The organism is Flavobacterium sp. T12S277 (genome assembly GCF_048514875.1).
Taxonomy (GTDB): Bacteria; Bacteroidota; Bacteroidia; order Flavobacteriales; family Flavobacteriaceae; genus Flavobacterium.
The window spans coordinates 138,550-157,833 of sequence record NZ_JBLYEG010000011.1 but is presented as its reverse complement, the minus strand read 5'-3'; the positions used below and the strand labels follow the sequence as shown (position 1 = coordinate 157,833).

The 19,284-nt window shown below is 37.9% G+C and carries 14 protein-coding genes; 11 read left to right on the top strand and 3 right to left on the bottom strand.

Going from position 1 to position 19,284, the window contains the following annotated elements; translation table 11 throughout:
• The first annotated feature begins 546 nt into the window (after positions 1–546).
• The 4 genes from ACN1CN_RS16175 to ACN1CN_RS16160 all read left to right on the top strand — a co-directional run bounded on the left by ACN1CN_RS16175 (position 547) and on the right by ACN1CN_RS16160 (position 8,181).
• On the top strand, positions 547–1,467 hold the full coding sequence (locus ACN1CN_RS16175) for a family 2A encapsulin nanocompartment shell protein (RefSeq protein ID WP_264524657.1): 921 nt from the start codon (positions 547–549) through the stop codon (positions 1,465–1,467).
• Positions 1,451–3,388, top strand: a complete 1,938-nt coding sequence (locus ACN1CN_RS16170; RefSeq protein ID WP_419136370.1) for a family 2A encapsulin nanocompartment cargo protein cysteine desulfurase — start codon at positions 1,451–1,453, stop codon at positions 3,386–3,388. Before ACN1CN_RS16175 ends, ACN1CN_RS16170 begins: the two co-directional genes overlap by 17 nt.
• A gap of 376 nt (positions 3,389–3,764) precedes the next feature.
• Positions 3,765–6,773, top strand: a complete 3,009-nt coding sequence (locus ACN1CN_RS16165; RefSeq protein ID WP_419136369.1) for a SusC/RagA family TonB-linked outer membrane protein — start codon at positions 3,765–3,767, stop codon at positions 6,771–6,773.
• A gap of 10 nt (positions 6,774–6,783) precedes the next feature.
• Positions 6,784–8,181 (top strand): RagB/SusD family nutrient uptake outer membrane protein, encoded by a 1,398-nt coding sequence (locus tag ACN1CN_RS16160; protein ID WP_419136368.1) that lies wholly within the window; start codon positions 6,784–6,786, stop codon positions 8,179–8,181.
• A gap of 65 nt (positions 8,182–8,246) precedes the next feature.
• Here ACN1CN_RS16160 and rocD read toward each other — a convergent pair whose 3' ends face one another.
• Entirely contained in the window at positions 8,247–9,500 is a 1,254-nt protein-coding gene (gene rocD, locus ACN1CN_RS16155) for an ornithine--oxo-acid transaminase (protein WP_291287799.1), read from the bottom strand.
• Between the two features lie 252 nt (positions 9,501–9,752).
• Between rocD and ACN1CN_RS16150 the strand changes: the two genes are divergently transcribed.
• The 7 genes from ACN1CN_RS16150 to ACN1CN_RS16120 all read left to right on the top strand — a co-directional run bounded on the left by ACN1CN_RS16150 (position 9,753) and on the right by ACN1CN_RS16120 (position 17,835).
• Positions 9,753–10,205, top strand: coding sequence for an Lrp/AsnC family transcriptional regulator (locus ACN1CN_RS16150; RefSeq protein ID WP_264524662.1), 453 nt, complete (start codon positions 9,753–9,755; stop codon positions 10,203–10,205).
• 21 nt (positions 10,206–10,226) lie between these two features.
• On the top strand, positions 10,227–11,732 hold the full coding sequence (locus tag ACN1CN_RS16145) for a M20/M25/M40 family metallo-hydrolase (protein WP_419136367.1): 1,506 nt from the start codon (positions 10,227–10,229) through the stop codon (positions 11,730–11,732).
• A 13-nt stretch (positions 11,733–11,745) separates the two neighbouring features.
• Positions 11,746–12,606 carry a cyanophycinase gene (locus ACN1CN_RS16140; RefSeq protein WP_419136366.1) on the top strand — a complete coding sequence of 287 codons (861 nt, stop codon included), beginning with the start codon at positions 11,746–11,748 and terminating at the stop codon, positions 12,604–12,606.
• A gap of 2 nt (positions 12,607–12,608) precedes the next feature.
• Positions 12,609–14,801 (top strand): penicillin acylase family protein, encoded by a 2,193-nt coding sequence (locus ACN1CN_RS16135; protein ID WP_419136365.1) that lies wholly within the window; start codon positions 12,609–12,611, stop codon positions 14,799–14,801.
• 102 nt (positions 14,802–14,903) lie between these two features.
• Positions 14,904–15,677, top strand: a complete 774-nt coding sequence (locus ACN1CN_RS16130; protein ID WP_419136364.1) for a dienelactone hydrolase family protein — start codon at positions 14,904–14,906, stop codon at positions 15,675–15,677.
• Between the two features lie 150 nt (positions 15,678–15,827).
• Entirely contained in the window at positions 15,828–16,805 is a 978-nt protein-coding gene (locus ACN1CN_RS16125; protein ID WP_419136363.1) for a DUF3667 domain-containing protein, read from the top strand.
• 7 nt (positions 16,806–16,812) lie between these two features.
• A complete protein-coding gene (locus ACN1CN_RS16120) occupies positions 16,813–17,835 on the top strand; it encodes a M28 family peptidase (protein WP_419136362.1) in 1,023 nt (340 codons plus the stop codon).
• 167 nt (positions 17,836–18,002) lie between these two features.
• Here ACN1CN_RS16120 and ACN1CN_RS16115 read toward each other — a convergent pair whose 3' ends face one another.
• Positions 18,003–18,494, bottom strand: coding sequence for an acyl-CoA thioesterase (locus tag ACN1CN_RS16115; protein WP_419136361.1), 492 nt, complete (start codon positions 18,492–18,494; stop codon positions 18,003–18,005).
• 54 nt (positions 18,495–18,548) lie between these two features.
• On the bottom strand, positions 18,549–19,133 hold the full coding sequence (locus ACN1CN_RS16110; RefSeq protein ID WP_419136360.1) for a TetR/AcrR family transcriptional regulator: 585 nt from the start codon (positions 19,131–19,133) through the stop codon (positions 18,549–18,551).
• Positions 19,134–19,284 lie beyond the last annotated feature (151 nt).

Here is a 19,284-nt window from a genome sequence, read left to right as displayed (position 1 = left end):
GTTAATAAGTAAAATTCCCTCCCCTAATCTGTTTTTCTTTCAGCTGAAACAATAAATTATAAAAAACATTTGGATATTATTATTTTAAATTTAACTTTGTCTATAGAATTAGTAGAGATTAAAATTAAAAAGAACTACATTTTGAAAACAACAGTAAGCCAATTCAGTTACATTCATCCAAAAAAATATACCTATAACACTTTTTGTTATATGTGCTTCTGTCGTTAATTCCCCCACAATCTTTGCGTTTAGAATCCATTTCAGTTCTAAAATCAAAATCCAGTTCCAAAGACAAACTGAACCTTATTTTGCTATCGATCACTGAACCGGGCAAAGAGGTCTTTCGCTTGAAGAGTAGCCCAATCTGCGTTGATAATCCTTAAGATTCAATCTTTTAGATATTATTATACTGTAAATTAAATCATATTTATTTCGGAGACTTTTACTTTTAAGTTAAATTTACTAGTACAATAAAATTGTTTTTTACGAATGCAAGTTCTTAAAATAGTTCAACAAAAAATAAATTAACCATTAAACCATTAAGCCATGGCTGAAAAACAACAACAACAAACAGCATTAGGAGATGTTGCAGCAAGACAGTTAGCAATTGCAACACGTACAGTTCCTCAAATTGGAACCATAACACCACGTTGGTTAACGCATCTTTTGCATTGGACACCTGTCGAATCAGGTGTGTTTCGTTTGAATAAAGTAAAAGACGGAAGCCATATCGAAGTCGATTGTTCTGCAAGAGACGAAAGGGTTTTACCCAACACTTTTGTCGACTATATCGACAATCCGAGAGAATATAATCTGGCGGCAGTTCAAACCATTGTCGAAGTACATACAAGGGTTTCAGATTTATACAGTAAACCTTATAATCAAATTTCGGAACAGCTTAGGTTGGCGATCGAAACCATCAAAGAGCGTCAGGAAAGCGAATTAATCAATAACAAAGACTATGGTTTATTAAGCAATGTGGCACCTTCGCAAATTATTAAAACCAGAACCGGTGCACCAACACCCGATGATTTAGACGAGTTACTGACCAAAGTATGGAAAGAACCTGGATTCTTTTTATTACATCCCTTAGCAATTGCTGCTTTTGGACGTGAATGTACACGCCGTGGTGTGCCGCCTCCTACTACTTCTTTGTTTGGATCTCAATTTTTAACCTGGAGAGGAATTCCGCTTATTCCATCCGATAAACTGCCCATCAAAGACGGAAAGTCAAAAATCATTTTGTTGCGCACAGGTGAAAGCCGTCAGGGAGTTATCGGCTTAATTCAGCCAGGATTACAAGGCGAACAATCACCGGGACTATCTGTTCGTTTTATGGGAATTAATGAAAAAGCAATTGCCTCCTATCTGGTATCCCTATATTGCTCGTTAGCTGTGTTGGTAGACGATGCCATAGCCGTTCTTGAAGATGTAGAAATTGGAAAGTACCATGAGTATAAATACTAACAACAACGGTTTACCCAATATTGAGGATTTGCAGCTTTTGGCTAACGAATTGTTTCATACGCTACCTAACGAATTTCCCAAAGAGATTTCGTTAAGTCCTGATCGTAGCGAACATCCCCGTGCCACAAAAGTTGCAGAAACCTTCCTTAATTCGGGGAACTTAAGTGGCCACAACCCGGCAGCCCTGCCCTTGCAGGATACCGCAGCTTCACCTTCTGCTTTACCAGCATTTAGCGGATTTGGAGCAGCGCCAAACGTTGCCAATTATGGTTCAGGAGCTTCGGCTTTATATCCAAATGCCGGAGCCGGATTTGATCCTAAAAGCGAAACTTCTCCATTGGGAATTTCACACGGAAATAATGTAAATGTCAACAATCCGCAAACCGGTTTTTATGACGAAAATTTCGGGAATAACGGAGCTGCTCAGCTAAATGAAGAAAGTTTTTTCTCGAAACTGCTTTTAAACAATGAGTACCTGCCTTTTCAAACCCAAAATTCTTCGTTTGAAACCGAATTAAAAGCAGCATTGGCTTTTGTGGATACACAATTTACAAAACGTATCAACCTTCCGTTAAACGGAAATGAGAGCTCCAATTCGTATTACTTTTTAGAACAAAATCCGTTTGCTTTTGATCAGAGAAATTCGAATTTAATCGTTGGAAATACTTTTGACAAACAAGATTTCGGTGCTATTTCCGGTTCCCATTTTGATGCCAATCGAATTAAAAAAGATTTTCCTATTCTACAGGAAACTGTAAACGGAAAACCTTTGGTTTGGTTTGATAATGCCGCTACGACACAAAAACCACAATCGGTTATTGATCGAATTGCGTACTTCTACGAGCATGAAAATTCGAACATTCACCGTGCGGCTCATGAATTAGCCGCCCGTGCATCAGATGCTTATGAAGCTGCCCGAGAAAAAGTAAAAACGTTTTTGAATGCCGGCTCGGTAAACGAAATTGTATTTGTTCGTGGTGCCACCGAAGGTATTAATCTTGTAGCACAAAGTTGGGGCGATCATAATTTAGTGGCCGGTGACGAAATCATTGTCAGCCATTTAGAACATCACGCGAATATTGTTCCGTGGAAACGCCTGGCCGATAAAAAAGGACTGAAACTCCGCGTGATTCCGGTTGACGATGACGGACAAATTTTGCTCGATGAATATGCAAAACTGCTCAATTCAAAAACCCGTCTGGTTGCTTTTACCCAGGTTTCAAATGCACTGGGAACAGTAACACCAGCCAAAAAAATAGTCGAAATGGCACATGCGGTCGGAGCAAAAGTTTTAATTGACGGTGCGCAATCGGTTTCACATATGAAAGTTGATGTTCAGGATTTAAATCCGGACTGGCTGGTTTTTTCAGGACACAAACTTTTTGGTCCAACCGGAATTGGCGCTTTATACGGAAAGGAAGATTTACTAAATGAAATGCATCCTTACCAATCGGGCGGAAACATGATTCAGGATGTAACTTTTGAGGAAATAAAATACCACAAAGCTCCTAATCGTTTTGAAGCCGGAACAGGAAATATTGCCGACGCAATTGGTTTTGGTGCCGCAATCGATTATGTGACAAAACTGGGAATAGATGCCATAGGACAGTACGAACATCAATTATTAGATTATGCAACAAAATTGCTGAAAGAAATTCCCGGTGTCCGACTGATCGGTACAGCCGCGAATAAGGCCAGCGTACTTTCTTTTAATTTGCAAGGCTACACCAACGATCAGGTTGGACAGGCTTTAAACAAAGAGGGCGTTGCCGTACGAACCGGACATCATTGTGCACAGCCTATTTTACGAAGAATGGGAGTCGAAACAACCGTACGTCCTTCTCTGGCTTTTTACAATACCACTCAGGATGTTGATACCTTTATCAAAACCATACGAGAACTTAAAAAAGTCAGGTTCTAAAAATACTACAGAGAGCTTTCTTGATGAGTTTCTCTAAATGAATAATTACTTTTTTTGATATTTTGAGTAATTATAACCAAAAGCGATTGTTTTCGGACAGTCGCTTTTTTGCATTAAAAAAAGCACGCAAAACCAATAGTCATCCAAACCAAAACAGCATACTTGTTAAAACAAAACATTTAATTCAAATAAAAACAAACAATACTAATGTATGATTAAACAAAATAACTCTTGCTTCAACAAAAGAATCAATTCTTATTAAAAAGTTACAGATATTACAAAAATGCTTATTTATGTGATTTTTATTGTTAATTAAGAACAATCCTTTAACAATAAATTATGATATTTGAAAGAACTAATCCAAATATATTAAAAAATGAAAACCAACTTTAAGCTATTTATGGGGCTATTGTTAGCATTATTTGTACAAATAGCCAATGCGCAGGAAGAATCTATTACGGGTAAGGTTACAGATTCAAAACGAAACCCGCTTCCGGGAGTAAACATCGTCGTAAAAGGAACCAAAACCAGTACTCAAACTGATTTTGACGGGAATTTTAAGATCACAGCAAAAAAAGGAGACATCCTTTCTGTGAGTTATGTAAGCTTTACGACAGTACTTGTTCCTGCTTCAAATTCGATGAACATTAAGCTCACCGAAACTCAAAACGAACTCGAAGCAGTTATGGTCGTAGGTTATGGAACACAGACCAAAAAGAACCTAACGGACAATATTGCCCGTGTTACCGCAAAAGATATCCAGCAAATCCCCGTTTCAAACGTACAAAACGCGTTGGTAGGTAAACTTGCCGGTGTACAAATTACGCAGACAAATGGTAAAGTCGAAGGCGGAATAAACATTAGAGTTCGTGGTGCTGCCAGTATAAGTGCAGGTACGCAGCCCTTATATGTTTTAGACGGAATTCCGTTAATCACAGACGACGAATCCAGCAATGGAGCTCCAACAAACCCGCTACTGACTTTAAGTCCGAACGAAATTGAATCTATTGATGTATTAAAAGATGCATCATCGGCGGCTATCTATGGGGCACGTGGCGCCAACGGAGTTATAATCATCACTACCAAAAAGGGAAAAGAAGGCAAAGGAACTTTCGCGCTTAATTTCTCGCAAGGTGTTAGTGAACCTACACACAAGAGAAAGTGGCTTAATGCCAAACAATATGTGGAATTAATACGTGAAGCAGGAAAAAATGCTAATGATTTAGCAGCTGTAGACGAAGAACTGGAAAAACTGTCTCTGGGAACGGACTGGAGAAACGGAGAAATTGATACCGACTGGCAAGCTATTGCCTTTCAGTCAGGATTTACAACCGATGCCGATTTTTCAGTTTCCGGTGGAAACGATAAAACAAGGTATTTCTTTTCGGGAGCCTACAACAATACAACCGGTATTATCGACAGCAATCATCTGGAAAGAATAACAGGAAGGTCCAACATATCACATAAGGTATCGGATCGTTTTATGGCCGGAATGAATATTGGTTTTTCAAGAGCAGTCATCGACAGGATTCAGGATGACAACTCCTTTGTAACACCTATGCAAGCTGTAGCTCAGGCTCCTATATCTCCGGCAAGACTAGCAGACGGAAAAGCAAATCCAAACACAGAATACGCCAACTATTTATTGGAAAAAGACAATGCTTTCTGGAAAACCGTCATGCGCAGACTTACCGGAAAAGTGTATGGCGAACTAAAACTAATACAAGGCCTCAAATTAAATTCTGATTTCTCTTATGATTATTTATCTCAGACTGAAGACTACTGGCAAGGCAAAAACTCCCCATTTATGGCGACAAGTGGTGCTGTATTTGCTTCTTCCGTAAATACCGAAAATTATGTATTCAGCAACTACTTTACTTACGACAAAACATTTGCCGAAAAGCACGTTTTGAATGTTGTGGCCGGTATGGAACTTAACAAATACAACCGAAGATATCAGGATGTAAACAGCATCTACTTCCCTAACGACGGTTTTCAGACTATTGACGGTGGAGCCGAAGTTAATGAAGGTCATGGAAGGGAACAGGACTATAGCTTTGTTTCTCAATTTGGAAGGCTGAATTATGCTTTTGATGGTAAATATCTCTTCAAAGCCAGTATTCGTCGTGACGGTTCTTCCCGTTTTGGAAAAAACGAACGCTTTGGGGTTTTCCCTGCCTTATCTGCAGGCTGGATCGTATCACAGGAAAGTTTTCTAAAGGAAAATCCCGTGCTGACCTATTTAAAAGTAAAAGGAAGCTGGGGTAAACTGGGAAATGCCGAAATTGGAAACTTTGCTTCACGTCAATTGTACATGCCAAATCCGTATAACTTAAAATCAGGGTTGACATTTGACCAACCCGGAAATGACAATTTAACCTGGGAAAAATCGACTCAAATTGATTTTGGTACAGAACTGGGCTTTTTAAATAAAATTACATTTGAAGCCGATTACTATCAAAAAGATACCGACGGATTACTGTTTGATGTACCCCTTCCAAAAAGTGCCGGTGCCGGTGATTATGGGACCGTTAGCAAAAACATTGGAAAAATTAGAAGCAGTGGTTTTGAATTCACTTTGAACACCAAAAACATCACCACCGAAAATTTTACCTGGACCACAAGCTTCAATTTAACCACCAACCAGTCTAAAGTACAATCATTACCCAATAACAATACAGATGTAGTAGGTGCTGTTACCATTAACAGAGTTGGCGAAAACATTTCATCTTTCTACCTTGTTGAATACGCAGGAGTTGATCCGGCAAACGGAGATGCGCTTTTTGTAAAAAACAAAAAAAATGCCGATGGTAGTATTGATAAAAGCACAACCAACAAATATAATGAAGCACAGAGAACAATTCTTGGAAATCCATTTCCAACATTAATGTCGGGCCTAACTAATACTATCCTCTACAAAGGTTTTGACTTTACCTTTACTTTCCAGGGCGAATGGGGAGCCAGTATCTACAACACTGCGGGAATATACCAATCTACAGCCGCCGATTATTTTGACAACCAAACCTTAGACCAGTTAGACCGCTGGCAAAAACCGGGTGATATTACAAATGTACCTCAGGCGAGGTTTGGAGGCGCAAACGGTACACAAGACTCAAGCCGTTATCTCGACAAATCAGATTTTGTGCGTCTAAGAAACCTGACTCTGGGCTATTCATTACCTAAAAAATCGGTAACCGATATGGGAATGAGCAGCTTAAGATTCTATCTAACAGCTGTAAACTTATTAACTTTCACCAACTATAAGGGTTCTGATCCTGAAGCTCGAAGAGATAATACTGTAAAAACGAGTCCTATTATTGGACAAGAATTTTATTCGGCTCCTCCTGCAAAAACTATCGCTATGGGAGTAAATATTAATTTTTAAATCGATCAAAATGAAATCAAATATTATAGCACTATTGATACTTTTTACCGTCTTTTTTACAAGCTGTCAAGACGAATTAAATGTAGAACCAAAGCAAAGGGAAGACGCTTCTATAACTTTAAGTACGGAAGAAGGCATCACCAACGTACTAACCGGAACATACGCTCTTGCCGCAAGAGGAAATGCCTATGGGGGAAGAATCTTAGCTTATGCTGAATTATTGGGAGTAACAGGTGTCAACGCAACTACCGATTTTAGATTTAGAGGGAGTTTCAGCGAATTAAGACAAATGTACCTCAAACAAATGCAGGCCGATAATGGAATCCTTACGGGAACCTACTCCAGAAGTTACGAGATTATAAACGCCGCCAATACCGTTATCGAGAATATCAGCAAAGTAAAAGACCCTGCCAAACAAAGTCGAATGATTGGTGAAGCCAATTTTTTAAGATCACTTGCCTATTTCGATCTGGTGCGATTCTTTGCCAAACCTTATGTTAGCGGTAAGGCCAACAATCAATTGGGAGTGGTGATAAGACCTAACGCCATTTATGATTTCAATGCCGATTTATCCAAAGAAAGAAGTACGGTTGACGAAGTGTACAAAGTAATTATTGACGGATTAAACGTTGCTTATACCAATCTGCCTAAAGACAATAGTTTTTATGCCGATAAATATGCGGCAAAAGCACTATTGGCAAGAGTATATCTGCAACAAGGTAACTATGCTCAGGCAAGAGATGCTGCAGATGACGTGATCAAAAATAGCGGTCACTCCCTTTCAAAAAAATACGCAGATGCCTTTAATCATGATACCGATCAGGCCGAAGATGTGTTTGCCATACAAATTACAAAACAAACCGGAGTGAATGATGTCGTTACCTTTTATGCAGCAGAAGACAACGGAGGCCGCGGAGGTGATATTTCAATTCGATCTCCTTATCTGGACAAATTTACAGATCCAAATGACGATCGTGCAAAATTCAATTATGTAAATCCAGCGAACGACCGTATACTCACACTAAAATTCACCAATCAGTTTGCCAATGTTGGCGTAATTCGTCTGGCCGAAATGTATCTGATCAGAGCCGAGGGAAATTTACAGGCCGCAACAACAGTAGGCAACACTGCTCTTGACGACATCAATATCGTTAGAACAAGAGCCAATGCTAAAAATTTAAGCACAGTAACCCTTGATAGTATTTTATTGGAACGCCAATTAGAATTAGGCATGGAAGGATTTTTAATTCACGATATTCGTAGAACCAAACGTTCCATTGATGTAAGCAGCGATGGCGATGGCACTGAATTGTTACTTTATGATGCTAATGAATTGGTATTCCCTATTCCGATTTCAGAAATGGATGCCAACAAAAAAATTACTCAAAACCCGGGTTATATCAAATAAAATAGTAGTCCCAAAAAAAAACATCCCGCCAGGCGGGATGTTTTTACATACTAAAATCAAAAAAATTAATTTTTGAAGTCGTTCAGTGATTTCTCGATAATTTCAAGACATTCCTGAATTTGAGTTTCAGTCATCACCAATGGCGGTGCCAATCTGATTTTATTTCCATGTGTTGGTTTTGCCAATAATCCGTTATCTCTGAATTTAAGGCAAATTTCCCAGGCCAGATCCGAATCTTCACCACAATTAATTACAATTGCATTTAATAAACCTTTACCGCGAACTAGTGTAATTAAGTCGTTACGTTCTGCAATTTCGTTTAAGCCTTTTCTTAAAATTACACCCAGACGCTCTGCATTTTCAGCAAGATTTTCTTCTTTTACTACTTCAAGAGCAGCGATTGCAACCGCAGCTGCAACAGGATTTCCTCCAAAAGTAGATCCGTGTTGTCCCGGTTTAATCACATTCATTATTTCATCATTACACAATACTGCCGATACAGGATATACTCCGCCAGAAATTGCTTTACCCAAAATTAAAATATCAGGCTGCACATTTTCATGGTGTACCGCCAATAATTTTCCGGTACGGGCAATTCCGGTTTGAACCTCATCAGCAATAAACAAAACATTATGTTTTTCACACAAAGCTTTTGCTTTTGCCAAATATCCTTCAGAAGGCACATATACTCCGGCTTCTCCCTGAATTGGCTCTACCAAAAACCCTGCAATATTTTTTGATGATTCCAATGCGTTTTCAAGAGCATCCAGATTATCATATTCAATTTTTATAAATCCCTCCGTAAAAGGTCCGAAATTTTTACGTGCTCCCTCATCATTTGAAAATGAAATGATTGTAGTCGTTCTTCCGTGAAAATTGTTTTCGCAAACAATAACCTGAGCCTGGTTTTCAGGAATTCCTTTTACCTCATAAGCCCATTTTCTACATACTTTAAGCGCCGTTTCAACAGCTTCAGCACCTGTATTCATTGGAAGAACTTTATCAAAACCAAAATATTTGGTTACAAATTCTTCGTAATTTCCTAATTTATCATTGTAAAAAGCACGGGAAGTCAGCGTAAGCTTTTGTGCCTGATCCACCATTGCTTTCACAATTTTCGGATGGCAGTGTCCCTGATTCACAGCAGAATAAGCAGACAAAAAATCAAAGTATTTTTTTCCGTCTACATCCCAAACATATACCCCTTCTCCTCTTTCTAACACAACAGGAAGCGGGTGATAATTGTGAGCTCCGTATTTATTTTCTTTTTCAATCAAAACCTCTGATTTTGACGATAAGCTATTTTCAGTATGAATCATGATCTTTTATTTTATTTATAGAAAACGCAAAAGTATTAAAAATTATTCATTACTGATAATAAAATCTATTTTTTGACTTTAAAAATCGTTTAAAAAGTCAAAACTAAAACTTTTTATCTTTAAAAAAATCAAATTCACTTATTACATGACACATTTTTTAACTCTTATAATTAAAAAAAATAATTACTTTTATAAATGTAAAAATCGTACCCCGTGTTTGGGGATGGTTAAGTTTTAACACAATTTAAAAGAATGGATATATTAGACGAATTTGATATTAGCATCATTAAAGAATTAGAAAAAGACGGAAGAATGGCTTTTTCTGCCATTGCTGCAAATTTGAAAATATCAAACACTATGGTGCATCAGCGTATTAACCGAATGATCGAGCAAGGTGTGATTGCTGGCATCAAACCTATAATCCAGGAGAAAAACATCGGTTACGATTGGGCTTCTTTTACAGGAATCACCCTGAATAAGGATTCTGACTCTGATCGAATTATTGAAGAATTAAAAGGTATTCCTGAAATCACCGAATGTTATTACGTAACAGGTTCCTTTACGCTTTACATCAAAATTATTGCAAAAAATCACGAACACATGCGCCGAATCCTCTACGAAAAAATCGACGGGATTCCCGGCATTGCCAAAACCGACTCGATTATTGAGTTAGGCTGTGCTTTCAAGCGTAATATTTCTTTATAATCATTTTCTAAATTTGAAACGATGGTGTTACGAAAACTACTTTTGCTTGCTTTACTTAGCTCCAAGTCAGTCCTGTTTTCGCAAACCGTTGTTTCCAATCCGTCAAAAAGTGATTTTTCACCCACGCTTTCTTTTTTAGCTTCCGACTGGATGCAGGGCCGCGGCACCACTCAAAAGGGCGCTTTTATGGCCTCGGAATACATTGCCTCTATGATGGGATTATACCAGTTGGCTCCATATGATACTGTATCAGGCTATTATCAGAATTTTAAAATTGCAGAGCACAGGGTAGAAAAAGTCACATTTGAAATAAAAAAAGGAGCTAAAGAAACTTTTTCACTTTCTCCTGAAACCGATTTTCAGGTTACCCCCACTGCTCAATCCATTCAAAAAGAAGCGCAAGTCGTTTTTGCGGGTTATGGACTAAGCCTGCCAAAGGAAAAGTATGACGACTACAAAAATCAAAATGTAAAAGATAAAATTGTTATCGTTCTCAAAGGATTTCCCGGGCATCAGGACAGCACCTCCGCATCTTATCAAAAATTTAAAAAATACTATCCCGAAGCAGACAATCTGAATGAAATCAAGCTTCAGACCGCGATCAATAAAGGCGCAATTGCATTAATCTTTGTTGATGGAAAAAACGATTTTCAATTTAAAAACAAAAAAGAAGATGTCATTTTTCATTCTCTGGAAAACCCAACCGTTAGCTCGATTCCAGTTTTTAAAATAAGTAAATCAGCTGCCGATATTTTATTTACGGGCAACTCTATATCCTTAGAAGGTATTGAGAAAAAAGCAGCACAAAAACTAACTGTTGCTTCCACTCTACTAAAAAATACAAAAATTAATTTCTCTGTCGACTTACAATCCAAAACCTTTGCGGTCCGTAATGTAATAGGAATGATCCCCGGAAAAGACAGCAGCAAAACCATTATTGTGGGTGCACATTACGATCATTTGGGAATTAAAAATGATTCGATTTTTAATGGTGCTGATGATAATGCCTCAGGGACTTCAGGGATGCTGGCGTTGGCAAAAAAATGGTCAGAATCAAACCTAAAACCAGAATACAATATTCTCTTTGCAGCCTGGACTGCCGAAGAAATGGGACTTTTAGGAAGTGAATATTTTGTTCAGAATTTGAATTTAAAAGATCCCAAAATCCTTCTCTGCATTAATATGGATATGATTTCGAGAAGTGCTCCCGAAGATACAAAACATCGGTTTTTAAGTATTGGTACCGAAAAAGAAACGGAGTACTTAAAGAAAATCGTTAGCGAAAGCAACGCTAAACTTCAAAATCCGTTTACGTTGGATTTATGGGAAACCAACGGGCATTCTGGTAGCGATTATGCATCATTTACCGTCAAAGGAACTCCTGTTTTGACTTTTTTCAGCGGCTTTCACGAAGATTACCACACCCCCGGAGATATTGCTTCAAAAGTAGATTTAGATAAAATTCAGGATGTTTTGTTTATTGTAAACCATTCTCTTTTAAAGTTCATTGAAAATCAGCAAAACTAAACCAAAATAAACCATGAAAAATCAGCTAGTTATTAAACACACACTTAAGATATTTACATCCCTGCTTTTTTTAGCTACCAGTTTCGTTCAGGCACAAACACCTAAAGGAAAACTTTTTATCATTGGCGGCGGTGATCGCTCTGATGCCCTAATGAAGCAGGTTTTGAGTGTTGCCGATCTATCCCAAAAGGATTATATCGTGGTTTTACCAATGTCAAGCGAAGAACCGGACAGCTCGTTTATTTTCTTCAAAACACAAATGGTAAAACTAACACCTCATCCCATTGTGATGCTCAATTTCAATAAAGAAACGGCTCAGAATAAAAGGCTGGCAGATTCACTGCAAAAAGCAAAACTGATTTTTATAAGTGGCGGAGATCAGACCCGTTTTATGAACGTCGTTCAAAACAGTCCGGTTAAAACGGCCATTCAAAAAGCCTATGAAAACGGAAGTACCATTTCGGGAACAAGCGCCGGTGCAGCAGTAATGTCAGAGAAAATGATCACGGGAAATCAGAAACTAGAAAAAGAATACTCCGGAACCTTTGACAACATCCGCTACGACAATCTCGAAACCTCCGAAGGCTTAGGGTTACTCCAGACGGCCATCATCGACCAGCATTTTTTAAAAAGAAACCGCTACAACCGATTGCTATCGGCACTAGTTGAATTTCCAGCCCTGACCGGAATTGGAATCGACGAAAGTACCGCTATCATTGTTCGGAACAATCAGATTGAAGTTGCGGGCGAAAGTGAAGTAATTGTAGTTAAAAAACCAAAAGGAATCCTCAAATCCAAAAACAACAATCTCATTTCGATCGAAAATCTGCAAATGAGCATTTATACAGCCGGACAAAAATTTAATATCAAATAAGCATGTTTAAAACTCTAAAATTAGCCTTTGTAATTTGCTGTGTCAGTTTTCAGCTTTCCGCACAAAAAATTAATCCTAAAGAAGTAGCACGTCTTGAAAATCTAGCCGGACAGGTGACCATCATCCGAGACAACTGGGGCATTCCGCATGTTTACGGAAAGACGGATGCCAATGCGGTTTTCGGATTACTCTATGCGCAATGTGAAGATGATTTTAAACGGATTGAAATGAATTATATTGAAAAGCTGGGCAGGCTTTCGGAAATAAAAGGGCAATCTGTTTTATACAACGATTTAGAAATCAGACTTTTAATAGACTACGAAGAAGCAAAAGCCGATTACAAAAAAGCACCGGTATGGCTCAAAAAACTACTGAACAGTTATGCCGATGCCATAAACTTTTATTTGTACAAACATCCCGAAGTAAAACCGGCACTCCTAACCCATTTTGAACCCTGGTTCCCACTGCTTTGGACGGATGGAAGTATTGGAGCCATAAGTACTGCTGACCTTACCACAGGAGAATTAAAAGCTTTTTACTCCGGCAATTCGGATAAAGTAGCCTACGTGGAAAGAGAAAAAAACGTTCAGACAGGTTCTAACGGTTTTGCATTTGCACCCTCAAAAACAGCTGACAATAACGCTATTTTATACATCAATCCGCATACTACCTTTTATTTCAGACCTGAAGTACAGGTAACTAGCGAAGAAGGACTAAACGTTTACGGAGCAGTGACCTGGGGACAGTTTTTTGTCTATCAAGGTTTTAATGAGCATTGTGGATGGATGCACACCTCATCCAATGTAGATGTCGCCGACATGTATGCCGAGAAAATTATCGATAAAAAGGGCAAATTGTTTTATGAATTCGATAAAAAATTAATCCCGGTTGTTGAAAAAGAGATCACGATACGTTATACCGAAAACGGGAAACTGATTCCTAAAAAGTTCAAAACTTACTTTACCAATAACGGTCCGATTATGGCAAAACGCGATGGAAAATGGATCAGTTTGAAGTCACATAATCGATCGATGACCAGTTTAATTCAGAGTTGGGTCAGAACCAAATCTACCAGTTTTGAAGATTACAAAAAAGCAATGGATTTGAAAGCCAACACCTCCAACAATACTGTATATGCAGATGACAAAGGAAACATTGCCTACTGGCACGGGAATTTTATTCCGGTTAGAGACAAAAGTTTCAATTGGTCTAAAGTAGTGGACGGATCAATTTTAGCGACACAATGGAAAGGTCTGCATGAAGTAAACGAAACCGTTCATTTGTATAATCCGGTAAATGGCTGGCTGCAAAACTGCAATTCGACCCCTTACTCCGTTGCCGGAGAAAACAGTCCGAAAAGAGAAAACTATTTGCCTTATATGGCTCCTGACGGAGAAAATTTCAGAGGCGTAAATGCGGTTAGAATTTTCAGCAAAGGCAATCAATATACTTTAGACAAAGTAATTGCAGACGGATACGATACCAAATTGTCGATTTTCGAAATTTTAATCCCATCTTTGATTAGCGTTTTCGAAAAAAATAGCAACCCGGCAAATCCTGAATATGCGGAATTAAAGGAAGCCATTTCACTCTTAAAAAACTGGGATTATTATGCTCAGGAAAATTCGGTGGCCACCACATTAGCGGTGGAATGGGCTTATAAACTAGACCCCATTATACTCAAAGCCTATATCGATGAAGGAGAACCGGATCAGGTAGAAAACACCAAAAAATTTGCAAAAAACGCAACCGCTAATCAGATGCTTCCGCAATTACAGGCGGTTTTAAAAGAACTCACCTCAAAATGGGGAACCTGGAAAATTGCCTGGGGAGAAATAAACCGCTTTCAGCGTTCCAACGGCGACATCGATTTAAAATATGACGATGCGCTGCCAAGTTTGCCTATTGCTTTTGGCCCGGGTTCGTGGGGAAGTTTACCTTCCTTTAAAAGCAGCTACCAAAAAGACTCTAAAAAACGATATGGTTACAATGGCAACAGTTTTGTTTGTGCTGTAGAATTTGGTCCAAAAATAAAAGCAAAATCCCTATTGGCAGGAGGTAACAGCGGCGATCCTAACTCCCGACACTTCAACGATCAAAGCGAAATGTATCAAAAAGGAAGTTTCAAAGAAGTCTTATTCTACAAAGAAGATGTGATCAAAAATGCGGAGAAAACCTACCATCCCGGTCAATGATTTTCATGGTAAGAAAACAACAGATAAAAACCTCGGAAGAAATAGATCCCGAGGTTTTTTTGTAACATAATATTTCTGATATTTGTTAAAAATTGTACGCTTATGAAAAATTCGGCCCTTCTCCTTTTTGCTACCCTACTGTTTTCTAACGGTATAAATGCGCAATTAAAAGCTGTAAAATATAAAGATGGTTCTCAGGCTCTAAACGGACTATTTGTAAAATCTCTTAAAAAAAGCACTCAAAATCCGGGTATTTTACTTATTCCGGCCTGGCTTGGAATTGACAAAGCCTCTAAAGATATTGCAGAAAACTTATCAAAATTAGGTTATAATGTTTTCATAGCCGATATCTATGGCGAAGGGAACTATCCTGCCAATACTGCCGAAGCAGGGAAACAGTCCGGCTACTACAAAAGCAATTACGAGATCTATCAAAAACGCATCAATGCTGCCTTACAGGAATTAATTAAATCCGGAGCCAATGCTGACAATATTGTGGCTATTGGCTATTGTTTTGGAGGAACCGGAGTTCTTGAAGCTGCACGTGGCCATTTGAAACTTAAAGGCGTAGTTTCGTTTCACGGAAGTTTAGCCAGAGACGCTGCCCGCAAGATTGAACCAATCACCTCTAAAGTACTGATTTGTCATGGAGCTGACGATCCTTATGAATCAAAAGAAGAAATCACTGCTTTTCAACAGGAAATGCGCGATGCAAAAGCCGACTGGCAAATGATTTATTATGCCAATGCCGTACACTCTTTCACAAATCCGGAAGCAGGAAATGACAACTCAAAAGGTGCAGCCTACAATGCAGTTGCTGCAAAAAGATCTTTTGAACACTTACAGCTTTTCCTGAACGAAGTATTAAAAAAGTAAATAACAACGCACCAATTTACATTGATTGCAATAGAATTAATTCGCGTTAACTCCTGAAATTTGCCTAAAAAACCAGCGTAAACCCATTTAAATCTGCAACATTTGCAGATTAAAAACAAACCAAAATTAAACCAAAGTAATTTATAATCAATGTCACACAGTCCGATTAGAAAAGACAAAACCTGCTTAAACTGCAGGCATGTTGTTGAACAAAAATTTTGTCCCAATTGTGGGCAGGAAAACACCGATTCCCGAAAAACATTTCATCATTTGTTCGTTCACTTTTTTGAAGATCTGACACACTACGAAAATGCTTTTTGGCGAACAATCAAAAACCTTTTGTTTAAACCTTCTGCTTTAACTAAAGAATATCTTTCCGGAAAACGTTTATCTTATTTAGCTCCTGTTCGTTTATACATTTTTATCAGTTTTGTTACTTTTTTAATGATCGCTTTATTTCCAGGTCATTCCGAGGATACCGCAGCTGATTTTAATCTGGAAGTAAGCAACAAAAAAGAAGCTCCAAAAAACGTTTTCACAGGAGATCTTAACGATTTAAAACCCGGAGACGGTTTTGATAAATTCACCCGAGAAGTCGATTCCGTTCAAAAATATGCCCCCGAGGACAAAAAGCTGGATTCTTTTAGTTACTGGTTAGTTCAAAAAGCAAAATACGTAAAAGAGCACAATACCAAAAAAGAGATCATTAACAAATTCACAGAGTCATTTGTACACAACATTCCAAAGGTTCTGTTTATTATAATGCCTCTCTTTGCTTTCATTCTATGGATCTTTCACGGCAAAAAAAGATGGTATTATTTTGACCATGGTATCTTCACCTTGCATTATTTTTCTTTTTTACTACTGGTAACCTTCATCTTATTTGTCATCCGAAGATTGGTTGGATTATTTGGAGAAGACAGTCCAATATCTTTTATCTCAAGCGTAACCGATTTCTTTGGAGGTCTCTGGATGTTCTACTATTTTTTCCCGGCACACCACCGTTTTTACGGAGAAACAAGATGGATTTCCTTTTTTAAAAGCATTGTAGTGCTGACCATCAATTTTATGATCATCTCATTCTTATTAGTTTTCTACGTTTTCTATACCTTTATCAATTTACACTAAACACAACATGAAAAAAATCATACTATTATTGCTAATAGGCACTGCATTTTCCTGTAAAAACACGCAGTCAGTTGCCTCAAAAGACAATTCAGATCCGTCTAAATACATCGAATTTATTTCTGAAAAAGATCTGAAAACGATGCTTTATGTTGTCGCTTCAGATGAAATGGAAGGTCGTGAAACCGGATCGAAAGGACAAAAGAAAGCAGGTCTTTACATGATCGAACAATACAAAAAAAGTGGAATTTCGTTTCCTAAAGGAGCGACTGATTATTACCAACACATTCCTGCCGCTTTTTTAAATGCCAGACGCAACGAAAATTTACCGGATTCAGAGAACATCTGGGCTTATATTGAAGGTTCTGAAAAACCTGATGAAGTTTTGGTAATTTCAGCGCATTACGATCACGTTGGAATCAAAAAAGGCGAAATCTATAATGGTGCCGATGATGATGGTTCCGGAACAGTTGCTGTTATCGAAATGGCAAAAGCATTTGCAAAAGCCAAAAAAGACGGGCACGGACCAAAACGTTCCATCCTGTTTTTGCATGTAACCGGTGAAGAACACGGCTTACATGGTTCGCGTTATTATTCTGAGAATCCGCTATTCCCAATTGCTAATACCATTACCGACATTAACATCGATATGATTGGGCGTCGCGATGTTGAACACGCACAAACAAACAATTATGTTTACGTAATTGGAGCCGACAGACTTTCAACTGACTTACACAATATCGTGGTGGCTCAAAACGAGAAATACACCAAAATTGACTTGGATTTTAAATTTAATGATCCGAAAGATCCAAATCATTTTTATGAGCGTTCTGATCATTATAATTTTGCAAAATATGGAATTCCAGCTGTTTTCTTCTTTAACGGAGTACATGAAGATTACCACGGAAAAGGTGACGAACCTCAAAAAATCGAATACGATGCTTTGACCAAAAGAACAAAATTAGCCTTCGCCATCGCCTGGGATTTAGCCAATAGAGAGAACAGGCCGGTAGTCGATAAACCGATTAAATAAGGGACTGAGGCTCTAAGGTTCTGAGATTCTGAGAAACTAAGTTATCCCTTAATTTTATAAATGAGAGGCTGTCTTTTTAGACAGCCTCTCTTATTTTTTCTATTCCTTAAAGAGTATTCTTGCGTCTTAGAGCAACTTTTAAATAAGCTATCGCAATGATTTCTTATTTAAGCGGGTACTCCTGATTTTAACTTCTGTACAATTTCTAAACATCTGTTTTCAAAAATAGATTCTTCGACTGGCACAACAACCGATTCAAATAGTTTCATCAAATCATCAGAATGAGAGGCGCGTTTTGTGCTCTGAATATTGTAATGAAAGAACTTTATCCATAAAATTGCCTTTAATTCGGTTTCATTTTCATTCCACATTTTCATTTCAACCAGCAGAAAATTATCGCTGTACTGAATCAATTGTGACTCAATCAGTACCGTTTCCATGGTTGAAGCAGGCCGCATATAACTGATCTGATTGGATGCTACCACCCAGCTAATTCCTGTTTCCTTAAGATATTTAAAGATATCTAAATTGTAATGTTCCGCAATCTGATCTTCTCTGGTATTAATAAAATACTCCAGATATTTTGCGTTGTTTAAATGATTAAAAGGATCACAATCCTGAAATCTGATTTTCTTTTTTGTTTTTAATACTTTTTCCATTCTTTGAATCTATTGCATCAGATACCAATCGGTATCTGATAGGTTAAAAAAAAACTATTTTCTAATTTTATCAATTATTGTACTGTCTATAAAGTCCATTGCACTAATGATGTAACTCTCGTCATTGTGTGTAAAGGCCAAAAGCGAGCTGCCTTCAATTAAGGACAATATTATTTTTGCGTATTTCAGAGGATCCGTAGTTGGTAGTATCTCTTCTTTATCAATACCTTCAATGATAATATTCGTCAGTCCGGTAATAAATTTTTGGGATAAATTCTGAGCGGTCTGAAACAATAAGGGATTGATAAATTTTGTATCAACTCCTACCCGCAGCATAGGACATCCGCCTCTATCTTTGACCAAATCATAATAACTTCTCTGATAATGGGTAATCGCATAAAGTTTATCAAGACTTCCACTCTTAGCAGCTACAAGTTTGAATAAGGGTGTAATCGCCAAATCAACATTGAATCTAAACGACTGCAGTGCCAAATCTTCTTTATTGGTAAAATTGCAATAAATAGCTCCTTTCGTAAGGCCAGTTGCATTGGTTATGTCCGTCAGACTGGTACCAATGTATCCCTGCTTGTTAAAAATTGGGGCCACTTTATCCAATATAAATTCAGAAGTATTCATCATTTTCCGTTTGAAATAGAAATTTTCAAAACAAATATAATCAAAATACCGATCGGTATGTAACGAGATTAAATTATTTTTCTTAGAAATTCTAAGTTGCCCAAAAGTCAAGTAGTTGAATAACTGAGAAATGAAAAGAATTAAGGTCCTGAGT

Bases quoted from the DNA above. Each gene is read 5' to 3' on its own strand.
- ACN1CN_RS16115 (WP_419136361.1), bottom strand. From the start codon at position 18,494: ATGGAAAAAGTATTAAAAACAAAAAAGAAAATCAGATTTCAGGATTGT.
- ACN1CN_RS16145 (WP_419136367.1), top strand. From the start codon at position 10,227: ATGGTGTTACGAAAACTACTTTTGCTTGCTTTACTTAGCTCCAAGTCA.
- ACN1CN_RS16135 (WP_419136365.1), top strand. From the start codon at position 12,609: ATGTTTAAAACTCTAAAATTAGCCTTTGTAATTTGCTGTGTCAGTTTT.
- ACN1CN_RS16170 (WP_419136370.1), top strand. From the start codon at position 1,451: ATGAGTATAAATACTAACAACAACGGTTTACCCAATATTGAGGATTTG.
- ACN1CN_RS16160 (WP_419136368.1), top strand. From the start codon at position 6,784: ATGAAATCAAATATTATAGCACTATTGATACTTTTTACCGTCTTTTTT.
- ACN1CN_RS16130 (WP_419136364.1), top strand. From the start codon at position 14,904: ATGAAAAATTCGGCCCTTCTCCTTTTTGCTACCCTACTGTTTTCTAAC.
- ACN1CN_RS16150 (WP_264524662.1), top strand. From the start codon at position 9,753: ATGGATATATTAGACGAATTTGATATTAGCATCATTAAAGAATTAGAA.
- ACN1CN_RS16125 (WP_419136363.1), top strand. From the start codon at position 15,828: ATGTCACACAGTCCGATTAGAAAAGACAAAACCTGCTTAAACTGCAGG.
- ACN1CN_RS16165 (WP_419136369.1), top strand. From the start codon at position 3,765: ATGAAAACCAACTTTAAGCTATTTATGGGGCTATTGTTAGCATTATTT.
- ACN1CN_RS16175 (WP_264524657.1), top strand. From the start codon at position 547: ATGGCTGAAAAACAACAACAACAAACAGCATTAGGAGATGTTGCAGCA.
- rocD (WP_291287799.1), bottom strand. From the start codon at position 9,500: ATGATTCATACTGAAAATAGCTTATCGTCAAAATCAGAGGTTTTGATT.
- ACN1CN_RS16120 (WP_419136362.1), top strand. From the start codon at position 16,813: ATGAAAAAAATCATACTATTATTGCTAATAGGCACTGCATTTTCCTGT.
- ACN1CN_RS16110 (WP_419136360.1), bottom strand. From the start codon at position 19,133: ATGATGAATACTTCTGAATTTATATTGGATAAAGTGGCCCCAATTTTT.
- ACN1CN_RS16140 (WP_419136366.1), top strand. From the start codon at position 11,746: ATGAAAAATCAGCTAGTTATTAAACACACACTTAAGATATTTACATCC.